At 71.2% G+C, this 12,531-nt stretch carries 9 protein-coding genes and 1 pseudogene; 5 read left to right on the top strand and 5 right to left on the bottom strand.

What is annotated here, in order from left to right:
* From ACFY3I_RS09465 to glgB, 4 genes and pseudogenes are all read left to right on the top strand, one after another.
* Window positions 1–615: pseudogene (locus ACFY3I_RS09465) on the top strand (alpha-1,4-glucan--maltose-1-phosphate maltosyltransferase); the annotation flags it as partial.
* Complete coding sequence (gene treS / locus ACFY3I_RS09470) at window positions 612–2,309, top strand: maltose alpha-D-glucosyltransferase (protein ID WP_365290241.1); 1,698 nt, start codon at window positions 612–614, stop codon at window positions 2,307–2,309. The pseudogene ACFY3I_RS09465 and the gene treS, both read left to right, overlap by 4 nt.
* A 101-nt stretch (window positions 2,310–2,410) precedes the next feature.
* Window positions 2,411–3,790, top strand: coding sequence for a phosphotransferase (locus ACFY3I_RS09475; protein WP_390860124.1), 1,380 nt, complete (start codon window positions 2,411–2,413; stop codon window positions 3,788–3,790).
* A 22-nt stretch (window positions 3,791–3,812) separates the two neighbouring features.
* Window positions 3,813–5,999, top strand: a complete 2,187-nt coding sequence (glgB, locus tag ACFY3I_RS09480) for a 1,4-alpha-glucan branching enzyme (RefSeq protein WP_390860125.1) — start codon at window positions 3,813–3,815, stop codon at window positions 5,997–5,999.
* Here the strand turns inward: glgB and ACFY3I_RS09485 are convergent.
* From ACFY3I_RS09485 to ACFY3I_RS09505, 5 genes are all read right to left on the bottom strand, one after another.
* Window positions 5,974–8,244 (bottom strand): HelD family protein, encoded by a 2,271-nt coding sequence (locus ACFY3I_RS09485; RefSeq protein WP_390860126.1) that lies wholly within the window; start codon window positions 8,242–8,244, stop codon window positions 5,974–5,976. The two genes, glgB and ACFY3I_RS09485, sit on opposite strands and share 26 nt — an antisense overlap.
* 150 nt (window positions 8,245–8,394) lie before the next feature.
* Window positions 8,395–8,727 (bottom strand): thioredoxin domain-containing protein, encoded by a 333-nt coding sequence (locus ACFY3I_RS09490; protein ID WP_365290248.1) that lies wholly within the window; start codon window positions 8,725–8,727, stop codon window positions 8,395–8,397.
* Window positions 8,724–9,152, bottom strand: coding sequence for a MerR family transcriptional regulator (locus tag ACFY3I_RS09495; RefSeq protein WP_390860127.1), 429 nt, complete (start codon window positions 9,150–9,152; stop codon window positions 8,724–8,726). Before ACFY3I_RS09495 ends, ACFY3I_RS09490 begins: the two co-directional genes overlap by 4 nt.
* Before the next feature lie 29 nt (window positions 9,153–9,181).
* Window positions 9,182–9,955 carry a DUF2127 domain-containing protein gene (locus ACFY3I_RS09500; RefSeq protein ID WP_365290482.1) on the bottom strand — a complete coding sequence of 258 codons (774 nt, stop codon included), beginning with the start codon at window positions 9,953–9,955 and terminating at the stop codon, window positions 9,182–9,184.
* 94 nt (window positions 9,956–10,049) lie between these two features.
* Window positions 10,050–11,723 carry an MFS transporter gene (locus tag ACFY3I_RS09505; RefSeq protein WP_390860128.1) on the bottom strand — a complete coding sequence of 558 codons (1,674 nt, stop codon included), beginning with the start codon at window positions 11,721–11,723 and terminating at the stop codon, window positions 10,050–10,052.
* Window positions 11,724–11,898: 175 nt separating this feature from the next.
* On the opposite strand from ACFY3I_RS09505, the gene ACFY3I_RS09510 reads away from it, so the two are divergent.
* On the top strand, window positions 11,899–12,516 hold the full coding sequence (locus tag ACFY3I_RS09510) for a TetR/AcrR family transcriptional regulator (RefSeq protein ID WP_365290252.1): 618 nt from the start codon (window positions 11,899–11,901) through the stop codon (window positions 12,514–12,516).
* Window positions 12,517–12,531 lie beyond the last annotated feature (15 nt).

Consider the following 12,531-nt stretch of genomic DNA (forward strand, 5'->3'; position numbering starts at 1 on the left):
TGGATGCGCCCGAACCTCTTCGCCAACACCCCCGACATCCTGCACGCCTACCTCCAGCACGGCCACCGTCCCGCCTTCGAGGTCCGCGCGGTCCTGGCCGCCACCCTCTCCCCCACCTGGGGCATCTACAGCGGCTACGAACTCTGCGAGAACACCCCCCTCAAGGACGGCGGCGAGGAATACCTCGACTCCGAGAAGTACCAGCTCAAACCCCGCGACTGGACACGCGCCGGCACCGAGGGCATCGCCCCCCTCATCACCCGGCTCAACACCGTCCGACGCGACAGTCCGGCCCTGCGACAGCTGCGTGATCTCCACTTCCACCACGCCGACCGGGAATCGGTGATCGTCTACAGCAAGCGCAGCGGTTCGAACACGGTTCTGGTGGTCGTAAATCTCGACCCCCACCACACCCAGGAGGCCACGGTCTCGTTGGACATGCCGCAACTCGGCCTGAACTGGCACGAGTCGGTGCCGGTGCGCGACGAGCTCACCGGTGAAACCTTCAACTGGGGCAGGGCCAACTACGTGCGCCTGGAACCGGGTCGACGACCCGCGCATATCTTCACGGTTCTGCGACCGTCCCCGCAGATCGGAGGGTCACCCACAATATGATCGTCAACGAACCCGTCCCGGACACCTTCGAGGACACTCCCGCGAAGGACCGGGACCCGGACTGGTTCAAACGCGCCGTCTTCTACGAGGTCCTGGTGCGTTCCTTCCAGGACAGCAACGGCGACGGCATCGGCGACCTCAAGGGTCTGACCGCGAAACTCGACTACCTGCAGTGGCTCGGTGTCGACTGCCTCTGGCTGCCGCCGTTCTTCAAGTCACCGCTGCGGGACGGCGGTTACGACGTCTCGGACTACACCGCCGTACTCCCCGAGTTCGGCGACCTCGCCGACTTCGTGGACTTCGTCGACGCCGCCCACCAGCGCGGCATGCGCGTGATCATCGACTTCGTCATGAACCACACCAGCGACCAGCACCCGTGGTTCCAGGAGTCCCGCAAGGACCCCGACGGACCCTACGGCGACTACTACGTCTGGGCCGACGACGACAAGCAGTACCAGGACGCGCGGATCATCTTCGTCGACACCGAGGCGTCCAACTGGACCTACGACCCGGTCCGCAAGCAGTACTTCTGGCACCGCTTCTTCTCCCACCAGCCGGACCTCAACTACGAGAACCCGGCCGTCCAGGAGGAGATCCTCTCCGCGCTGAAGTTCTGGCTGGACCTGGGCATCGACGGCTTCCGGCTGGACGCGGTGCCCTACCTCTACCAGCGCGAGGGCACCAACTGCGAGAACCTGCCCGCCACCCACGAGTTCCTGAAGCGGGTGCGCAAGGAGATCGACACGCAGTATCCGGACACCGTGCTGCTGGCCGAGGCGAACCAGTGGCCGGAGGACGTCGTCGACTACTTCGGCGACTACCGCAGCGGCGGCGACGAGTGCCACATGGCGTTCCACTTCCCGGTCATGCCGCGCATCTTCATGGCGGTCAGGCGGGAGTCCCGCTACCCGGTCTCGGAGATCCTCGCCAAGACCCCGGCCATCCCGTCCGGCTGCCAGTGGGGCATCTTCCTGCGCAACCACGACGAGCTGACCCTGGAGATGGTCACCGACGAGGAACGCGACTACATGTGGGCCGAGTACGCGAAAGACCCGCGGATGCGCGCCAACATCGGCATCCGCCGCCGGCTCGCCACCCTCCTGGACAACGACCGCAACCAGATCGAGCTGTTCACCGCCCTGCTGCTGTCCCTGCCCGGCTCGCCGATCCTCTACTACGGCGACGAGATCGGCATGGGCGACAACATCTGGCTCGGCGACCGCGACGCCGTCCGCACGCCGATGCAGTGGACGCCGGACCGCAACGCCGGATTCTCGTCCTGCGACCCGGGCCGGCTCTTCCTGCCGACGATCATGGACCCGGTCCACGGCTACCAGGTCACCAACGTCGAGGCCTCGATGTCGTCGCCGTCCTCGCTGCTGCACTGGACGCGCCGGATGATCGAGATCCGCAAGCAGAATCCTGCCTTCGGACTGGGGTCCTATACCGAGCTGCAGTCCTCGAACGCGGCGGTGATCGCGTTCCTGCGGGAGTACGAGGACGATCTCGTCCTCTGTGTGCACAACTTCTCCCGGTTCGCGCAGCCCACCGAACTCGATCTGCGGCGCTTCAACGGCCGCCATCCGGTGGAGCTGTTCGGCGGGGTGCGGTTCCCGGCCGTCGGCGAGCTGCCGTATCTGCTGACCCTGGCCGGACACGGCTTCTACTGGTTCCGACTGCGCGCGGACGGGTAACCGGAACCAGGCACGGTCCACCCCCGGGCGGCGGTTTCCCCCGGCCCGCCCGGGGCACGCATCACTCACGCCCCCGACGACCGGGGAAAGGACGTACCGCCATGGCGGAAACGGTCACCCCCTCCACGCCCCCTCTCCTCGCCTCGCTCGATCCCCTCCTGCGCGAATGGCTCCCCCGGCAGCGCTGGTTCGCGGGCAAGGGCAGCCCGGTCACCGGCTTCGCCACCGTGGCCGAGACCGAACTCCTGCCGTCGGACAGCAGACTGGGCCTGCACCATCTGCTGGTCCGCGCCGAACAGCCGCCCGCCCCCGCCGAGGCCGGCGACTGCTACCAGCTCCTCGTCGGCACCCGCGAGGCTCTGCCGCCCCGGCTGGCACCCGCGCTGATCGGCCACCTCACCGAGGGCCCACTGGCCGGACGCACGGTGTACGACGCCCTGTACGACCCCCGGCCCGCCGAGCTGCTCCTGGAGGCCCTGCGCACCCGGGCCCGTATCGGCGGGCTGTCCTTCGAACGCGCCCCCGGCGCGGAGATACGCGACGGGCTGGTGGCCCGGCTCCTGACCGCCGAGCAGTCCAACTCCTCGGTCGTCTATGGAGATACGTTCATTCTCAAGCTCCTGCGGCGCGTCGTACCCGGCGTCAACCCCGACCTGGAGATACCCCTGGCGCTGGCCCGCGAGGGCTGCGCCCGGGTGCCCGCCCCCACGGGGTGGCTGCGGGCGGAGCTCCCCGGCCAACCCGACGCGTCGTACGTCCTGGCCGTCCTGCAGCCCTTCGTACGCGGCGCCACCGACGGCTGGGAGCTGGCCCTGCGGGAGCTGGCCAAGGGCGAGGACTTCGCGGCGGACGCGCGGGCGCTGGGGCGGGCCACCGCGGAGGTGCACACGGCGCTGGCCCGGGCGCTGCCCACCGTCACCCTCGGACACGGCCGGCTGGAGTCGACGGCCGCGGCCATGACCGAGCGGCTGACGGCGGCCGCCCAGGCGGTACCGGCGCTGCGACCCTACGAGGACGGGCTGCGTTCGGCCTACGAGGCGCTGACCGCCCTGGCCGCGGAGGGCCGTACCTGGACCGCCCAGCGGGTGCACGGCGATCTGCACCTGGGGCAGTGCCTGCGCTCGCCGTCCGGGGAGTGGTCCCTGATCGACTTCGAGGGCGAGCCGGCCCGTCCGCTGGCCGAGCGGCGGATGCCGCAGCCCCCGGTGCGCGACATCGCCGGCATGCTGCGCTCCTTCGACTACGCGGCCCACTCGGTGGCTCCGGCGGCCCGGTCCTGGGCCCGCATGTGCCGGGCGGCCTACTGCTCCGGATACGCCGAGATCACCGGCACCGACCCCCGCACCGACCCGGTGCTGCTGCGGGCCTACGAGACCGACAAGGCCGTCTACGAGGTCGTCTACGAGGCCCGGCACCGGCCCGACTGGCTTGCCGTGCCCCTGTCGGCCGTCCGCCGCCTCGCCACCTCCGACCCGACCTGACACCTTCCCGGGAGACGCGTCCGTGACCTCCAAGAAGTCCGTATCCGCAGCCGCCGACGACCGCGACCGGCTGCTGCTCGGCACGCACCACGACCCGCACGCGGTCCTGGGCGCGCATCCGCTGCCGGACGGCGGGATAGCCGTGCGCGCGTTCCGTCCGTACGCCCGCGCGGTGACGGTGGTCGCCGGCCGGGATCTGCGGGCCGAGCTGCACGACGACGGCGACGGCTTCTTCTCCGCCCTGCTGCCCCTGTCCGACGTGCCGGTCTACCGGCTGCTGGTGGAGTACGAGGGGACGGTCCAGGAGTCCGAGGACGCGTACCGCTTCCTGCCCACCCTGGGCGATCTGGACCTGCACCTGCTGGGCGAGGGGCGGCACGAGCGGCTGTGGGAGGTGCTCGGCGCGCACCCCATGACCCACCAGGGCGTGCCCGGCACGCGTTTCTCGGTGTGGGCACCGAACGCGCAGGGTGTCCGGCTGGCCGGCGGCTTCAACTTCTGGGACGGCAGCGGGTACCCGATGCGCTCGCTCGGCTCGTCCGGCATCTGGGAGCTGTTCGTGCCGGGCATCGGCGCGGGCGAGCTGTACAAGTTCGAGATCACCCGCCCGGACGGCTCCCGCACCCTGCGGGCCGACCCGCTGGCCCGGCGCACCGAGGTGCCGCCCAGCACGTCGTCCATCGTCCACGCGTCCCGTCACGAGTGGACCGACGGGGAGTGGATGGCCCACCGGGCCGACACCCCGGTGCACGAGGCCCCGTTCTCGGTCTACGAGGTGCACCTGCCGTCCTGGCGCCCCGGCCTGACCTACCGCGAGCTGGCCGAGCAACTCCCGCGCTACGTCGGCGACCTGGGATTCACGCACGTCGAGCTGATGCCGGTCGCGGAGCATCCCTTCGGGGGTTCCTGGGGCTACCAGGTCACCGGGTTCTACGCGCCGACGGCCCGCCTCGGCACCCCCGACGACTTCAAGTTCCTGGTCGACGCGCTGCACCGGGCGGGCATCGGGGTCCTGATGGACTGGGTGCCGGCGCACTTCCCGCGGGACGAATGGGCGCTGGCCGAGTTCGACGGGCGGCCGCTGTACGAGCACTCGGACCCGCTGCGGGCGGCCCATCCGGACTGGGGCACCCTGGAGTTCGACTTCGGGCGCCGTGAGGTGCGGAACTTCCTGGTGGCCAACGCGCTCTACTGGTGCGAGGAGTTCCACATCGACGGGCTGCGGGTGGACGCGGTCGCCTCGATGCTCTACCTCGACTACTCCCGCGAGCCGGGCCAGTGGACGCCGAACGAGCACGGCGGCCGGGAGAACCTGGACGCGGTGGCCTTCCTCCAGGAGATGAACGCGACGGTCTACCGGCGGGTGCCCGGGGTGGTGACGATCGCCGAGGAGTCGACGGCCTGGGACGGCGTGACCCGCCCCACCGACACCGGGGGGCTCGGGTTCGGACTGAAGTGGAACATGGGCTGGATGCACGACTCGCTGGAGTACATGGCCCACGAGCCGGTGCACCGCAGCTACCACCACCATGAGATGACCTTCTCGATGGTGTACGCGTACAGCGAGAACTACGTGCTGCCCATCTCCCACGACGAGGTCGTGCACGGCAAACGCTCGCTGGTCTCCAAGATGCCCGGCGACTGGTGGCAGCAACGCGCCAACCTCCGCGCCTACCTGGGCTTCATGTGGGCCCACCCCGGCAAGCAACTGCTCTTCATGGGGCAGGAGTTCGCCCAGGGCGCGGAGTGGTCCGAGGCGCACGGCCCCGACTGGTGGCTGCTGGACCCGGGCTACGGCGCCGAGGCCGACCACCGGGGCGTGCGCGACCTGGTCCGCGACCTGAACAGCGTCTACCGCGCCACCCCGGCCCTGTGGCAGCGGGACACCTCCATCGCCGGCTTCCAGTGGATCGCGGGGGACGCGGCCGAGGACAACGTCTTCGCCTTCCTCAGGTACGACGCCGAAGGCGCACCGCTGCTCGCGGTCTCCAACCTCGCCCCGGTGGTCCGCGCCGACTACCGGCTCGGCGTCCCGGACGAGATCCCGGCCTGGCACGAGGCCCTCAACTCGGACGCGGCCCGGTACGGCGGCAGCGGGATCACCAACCCCGATCCGGTGAAACCGGAACACCACCCGTCCCACGGCCGCGCCACGAGCATCCGCCTGACCCTGCCACCGCTGGCTACGGTGTGGCTGCGGCCTGCCTGAGCCCCTCCGGCAGCGGGCCGGTGTGCAGGACGCCAAGGCGCTGGGTGGCCCGGGTCAGCGCCACGTACAGGTCGCTGGTGCCGTAGCGGCCCGGTTCGACCACCAGGACCGAGTCGAACTCCAGCCCCTTGGCCTGGCGCGGGTCCAGCAGGACGACCGCCCGGGTCAGGTCGGGTTCGGCGCCGGCCGTGACGCCGTCCAGGCGGGCGGCGAGGGCGCGGTGCAGGTCGCGCGGGGCGATGACGGCCAGGCGCCCCTCGGCGGGGGTGAGTTCGGCGACCGCCTTCTCCACGGCGCCGGGCAGGTCGTCGTGGGCCTGCCGGATCCACGGGATCGCTCCGGTGGACCGGACCGAGCTCGGGGGCTCGAAGTCCGGGTCCGCGGCGCGGACCACCGCGGCGGCGAGGTCCATGATCTCGGCCGGGGTGCGGTAGTTGACGCCGAGACGGGTGTGGTCCCAGCGGTCCCCGACGTACGGTTCGAGGATCTCCGACCAGGAGCCCACGCCCGCCGCCTCCGCGGTCTGGGCCGGGTCGCCGACCAGGGTCATCGAACGGGTCGGGCTGCGCCGCATCAGCAGCCGCCAGGCCATCGGGGAGAGCTCCTGCGCCTCGTCGACGATGATGTGCCCGAACGCCCAGGTGCGGTCGGCCGCCGCGCGCTCGGCGGCGCTGCGGAAGTCCTCCTCCTCGTGGCGCTCGGCGAAGCGTTCGGCGTCGATGATGTGGTGCGCGGACAGGACCTCCGAGGCCTCGGGGTCGCTGTCCTCCTTGTCGTCGAACTCGTAGGTGCGGGAGGCGTAGGAGACGTCCAGGACGCCCTGCGCGTAGGCGATCTGGGTCTCCCGCTCGCGCTCGGCGCGGGCCCGGGCGAACCGCTCGTCGACGCCCAGCAGCTCGGCGGCCTCGTCGAGCAGGGGGACGTCGGAGACGGTCCAGGCGCGGGTGACCGGGCGGCGGACCGCGGCCGCGTCCTGCTCGCCGAGGTGGCCCTCGGGTCCGGCGAGGAAGTCGGCGACCAGGCGTTGCGGGGTGAGCCGCGGCCACAGCCGGTCGACGGCGTCCCAGACCTCGGGGTTCTCGGCGAGTTCGTCGCGGATCTGGGTGATGTCGGAGGCGTCCAGCAGGCTGCTGCCGTCAAAGGGGTCGGTGCCGACCCGCTCGGCGTACAGCTCGGTGAGGGTGTTGAGGATGTGCCCCTCGAAGTACTCGCGGGCCACGTTGTGCGGGAGTCCGGCGGCCCGGGTGCGCTCGCGGGCCACGTTGACCAGGCCGTCGTCGAGCATCAGCACCTCGCGGTCGTGCTCGACGGTGATGACCGGGTCGGGCAGCGCCTGGCGGTCGCGGACGACGGCGGCGAGCACGTCGGCCATGTCGGCGCGGCCCTTGACGGCGGCCGCCTCGGGGGTGTCGGCCGCGGTGGCCTTCACCCCGGGGTACAGCTCGCCGACCGTGGCGAGCAGCACGCCGGTCTCGCCGAGCGAGGGCAGCACCTCGCCGATGTAGCCGAGGAAGGCCGGGTTGGGTCCGACGATGAGCACGGCCCGCTTGGCGAGCAGTTCCCGGTGTTCGTAGAGGAGATAGGCGGCCCGGTGCAGCGCGACGGCGGTCTTGCCGGTCCCCGGCCCGCCCTCGACGACCAGGATCCCGCGGTGCGGCGCCCGGATGATCTCGTCCTGCTCGGCCTGGATGGTCTGCACGATGTCGTTCATCCGGCCGGTGCGGGCCGAGTCGAGGGCCGCGAGCAGCACCGCGTCGCCGGAGGGGTCCTCGTGGCCGGTGCGCTCCCGGTCGCCGAGGTCCAGGATCTCGTCGTGCAGGGCGGCTACCCGGCGGCCGTCGGTGGCGATGTGCCGACGGCGGCGCAGGCCCATCGGGGTGTGGCCGGTGGCCAGGTAGAAGGGCCGGGCGACCGCGGCGCGCCAGTCGATGAGGACCGGGGTGCGCTCGGCGTCGTCCAGGCGCAGTCCGATCCGGCCGATGTGGTGCTTCGTGCCGGAGGTCAGGTCGATCCGGCCGAAGCAGAGCGAGCCGTCCACGGCGTTCAGCGCGGTCAGCAGCCCGGATCGCTCGGCGACCAGGATGTCGCGTTCCAGCCGGGCCTGCATCGGCTTGTCGCCGAGGGAGAGGGCGTCCGCGACCGAGTCCTCGGTGTCGCCGCGGAGGGCGTCCACCCGTGCGTACAGTCCGTCGACGAATTCCTGCTCGTGCCGCAATTCATCGTCCGGAAATTCGGTGTTTGACAATTCCGCTCCAGCCCGGATATACTGTGCCCACTGAACTTCTTCGTGACTTGTTCGAATTCATCATCGGCCTGAAGTCACGAACTCTTGAATATACGCAAAAAAATCCCCCGGGCGCAATTGCCGGGGGATTTCCTGTGTACGGGGGCGGGTTCAGAGCACGTCGGAGAGCTCCTCCAGGAGCCGCCGCCCGGGCCGGGCCCCCACCATCGACCGCACCGGCTCACCGTCCCGGAAGACCATGAACGTCGGCATCGACAGCACCCTGTAGGCGTTCGTCGTCTCCGGGTTGTGGTCCACGTCCAGCTGGACCACCTTCAGCCGCTCGCCCTCCTGTGCCGCGAGGGCGGCGAGCACCGGCGCCATCTGCCGGCACGGCGGGCACCAGTCTGCGGTGAACTCCACCAGCACCGGCCGGTCCGCCCCGATCACCTCCGCCGCGAAGTCCGCGTCCGTCACCTCGGCCACACCCGCTGCCCTGGTCATCCGCCGTCCCCTCCCAGCTCGCACACCGGTTCCGGACCACCCGGAACCTCCGAATCGGCGGCCAGCGCGTCCCGCGCCCGCTCGGCCCGCTCCAGCTGGGCCCCGACCTCCGCCCGCACCGCCCGCAGCTCGCCGATGAGCGAGTCCAGCTCCGTCAGCTTGCGCCGGTAGACCGCGAGCGACGCGGGACAGGTGTCGCCCTCCGCGTGCCCGGCGCGCAGGCACTCCACGAACGGCCGGGTCTCCTCCAGCTCGAAGCCGAATTCCTGGAGCGTCCGGATCTGCCTGAGCAGCTTCAGGTCGTGCTCGTCGTAGGTCCGGTGGCCGTTGCCGGAGCGGCGCGCGGGCAGCAGCCCGCGCGCCTCGTAGTACCGCAGGGTGCGTGTGGTGGTACCGGCCCGTGCGGCCAGCTCGCCGATTCGCATGAGTACGACGGTAGGAGTTGACGCCGACGTCAAGGCAAGCTCGGCTGCACCCCGGCGGATTCCTCGACCTCCATCAGGGAGGCGCTGTGCCGCTCCTCGTCGAAGGCCCGGCGCCCGCCGCGCAGCCCGAACAGCCTCTTGGCCAGGGCGATGTAGAGCACCGCGATGATGTTGAGGACCAGGGTGGCGATCTTCAGGTAGCTGACCTTCTCGGTGAGTTCCCAGATCTCCAGCGGCAGGAAGGCGGCCGTGGCGACCACCGTCAGGTACTCCGCCCACCTCTTGGCGTACCAGAGCCCGACCGCCTCGACGAGTTCGATCAGCGCGTACGCCAGCAGCAGCCCGGCCACCAGCACCAGGGTGGAGTGCTTGTAGCCGAAGGCCTTCTGTATGGAGCCGACGACCGGTGAGTGGTCGAGGTCGTAGTGGAAGTGCTTGAAGACCGGGCGGAAGGTGTCCAGGTACTCGTTGAAGAGCCGGCGCACCGCGTCCTGGCTGTTGCTGAACTTCCACACCGCGACCGCGACGAGCACGATGAACACCCCGCGCACGGCCCGCTCGATCGCGAGGAAGCGCAGGATGAACAGGTCCCGCAGCACCTTGCCGCGCGGCACCAGCGGGGCGTCGGCCGCCGGACCCGAGCCGTGCGGTTCGCCGAGCGCGAAGTCCCCGCAGCGCAGGCAGCGCCAGGCCTCCCCGACCGCGGTCTGGGCGTGCAGCCGCACCCGCAGCCGCGGGTCGTCGGGGGCATAGGTCACATGCCCCTTGCGCGCGCAGTGCCGACGGTCCCAGTCGATCTTCATCCCCCGTGCCTCCATGCCGTGAATGCCAACGTGCCGTTCCGGTTGGCCCGGAGCGGCACGTTAGTGGATGCGGCTGACCAGTGCCGGTCAGGGGTCAGTGCGCACCGTTTTCCACCAGTTCCCGCTCCTCGGCCGGGGCTTCCTCCGTGGCCTTGCGGTGTCCCGGCAGCAGCACCGCCACCAGCGCCGTCCCGATGCCCAGTACGACCGCGCCGACCAGGCTGGTGTGGGCCACCGCGGAAGCGAAGGAGGAGCCGACGGCGTCCGTCATCCGCCGGGCGCCCTCGGCCAGCTGTCCGGCCTGTGCCTTGAGCTGGGCGGCCTGCTGGGGATCGGTGGCCTGTGCGGCCCGGGCGGCGGCCTGCCTGGCCTTCCCGCCGATGCCCTCGGCGACCGCGTACCCGGCGCCGACCGAGTCCCGGGCGGTGGCCAGCGCGCTCGCGGGGAGGCCGCCGCCCCGGGTGGCGTCGGCGAGGTGGTCGCCGTAGGAGGTGGACAGCAGCGAGCCGAGGATGGCGATGCCGAGGGAGCCGCCCAGTTCCAGCGAGGTGTCGTTGACGGCGCCGCCGACGCCCAGTTCGGCCTCCGGGAAGGCCCCCATGATGGCGTCCGTGCAGGGCGAGAGCGCCAGGCCGATGGCCAGGCCGAGGATGATCAGGGGCGCCACGAAGTCCCCGTACCCGGAGGCGGCGTCGACCCGGGTGAGCAGGGCGAGCGCGGTGGTGCCGCCGGCCATGCCCGCGGTGACCGTCCACCGCATGCCGACGCGCGGGGTGAGCCAGCCGGTCAGGGCCGAGCCGGCGAAGACCGCGCCGGCCAGCGGGAGCATCCGCACCCCGGTGCCCAGGGCGTCGTAGCCGAGGACGAACTGGAGGTGCTGGGTGAGGTAGTAGAAGGCGCCGAAGACGGCCAGGAAGAACAGGGCGACGGCGAGGTTGGAACCGGCGAAGCGGCGGTCGGCGAAGCGTCGGACGTCCAGGACCGGGTGCGGGTGGCGCAGCTCCCACAGGACGAAGGCGACGAGACCGGCTCCCGCAACCGCGGCGGCCGTGACGGCCCTGACGCCCCAGCCGAAGTGCGGCCCCTCGATGATCATGTAGACCAGCGAACCGGTCCAGAGCACGGAGAGCAGTCCGCCGACGTGGTCGACGCGGTCGTGGTGGCCGGCCTTGCTGGGCGGCACGAGGACCAGCGCGCCGACCGCCGCGACGGCCGCGATCGGCACGTTGATGAGGAAGGTCGACGACCAGCCGTGGTCGCGCAGCAGTGCGCCGGCGACCACCGGTCCGGCGGCTATGGCCAGCCCGGCGGTGGCGGTCCAGAGCGTGATCGCCTTGGCCCGCTCGGCCCGCGGGAAGGTCGCGGCCAGCAGCGACAGGGTCGCCGGCATGATCAGCGCGGCGCCGGTGCCCATCACGGCACGGGCCGCGATCACGGTGGCGGCGCTGTCGGCGAGGTATCCGAGGACGGCTCCGCCCCCGAACACGGCCAGGCCGAGGACGAGCGCGCCACGGCGGCTGTACTTGTCGCCGATCGCGCCGAGCAGCAGCATCAGGGCGGCGTACGGGACGGTGTAGCCGTCGATGACCCACTGCAGGTCGGAGCTGCCGAGTCCGAGGTCGGCGGTCATGTCGGGCGCGGCCACGGTGAGAGCCGTGTTGGCCATCACGATGATCAGCAGGCTCAGGCAGAGCACCAGCAACGCCCACCAGCGGCGCGGATAGGGCCGTCCGGCCGTCTCCACCGGTTCGTTCATGACGAGTCGCATGACAGGGATCGCCTTCCTCACGCGTCCGGATGCCGCCGGATCTCCACGACGGACTTGCACAGTGGCGTGCAATTGCACAACCATGCGCAATGTAAGGGATCTGCACAGCACTGTGCAAACGGAGGAGGTGAAGCACTTGCGGAGAGACGGCGGCCCCCGCCACGAGGCAGGCAGAATGGCTGCCATGACCACGGGTAACCCCTCCCGCGCCGACCTGAACCGGCGCCGCATCCTCGACGTCGCCCTCGCCGAGCTGCTGCGCGACCCCGACGCCTCGATGGACCAGATCGCGCGCGCGGCAGGAGTCGTACGACGGACCGTGTACGGCCACTTCCCGAGCCGGGAGGCGCTGATCGGCACGCTGGTCGACGGCGCGGTGCAGGCGCTCACCGCCGCCGACGAAGGGGCCCGCCGGGAGACGGCGGACCCGGCGGAGGCGGTGGCCCGCTCGGTGCTCGCCGTCTGGGAGATCGCCGACCGCTACCGGCTGCTCATCGGCCTCGCCCAGCGCACGGTCACCGTGCAGGGCATCCGCGACCGCCTCACACCGCTGCGCGAACAGAAGGTGCGGATTCTGCAACGCGGCCTCGACGACGGCGACTTCAGCTCACCGCTGCCGGCGCCGGCCCTGGCCTACGTGCACGAGCAGCTGCTGTTCGCGGTGATGGAGGCGGTCAACGACGGCCTCCTCGACGCGAAGGAGGCGGGCCGCTCCGCCGCCGTCAGCGCACTGACGGCGGCGGGCGTACCCGCCTCCAGGGCCACGGAACTGGTGGCCGGGTTGAGCGGCTAGCCGGAACACGGCTCC

This window comes from Streptomyces sp. NPDC001068 (genome assembly GCF_042897315.1).
Classification (GTDB): domain Bacteria; phylum Actinomycetota; class Actinomycetes; order Streptomycetales; family Streptomycetaceae; genus Streptomyces.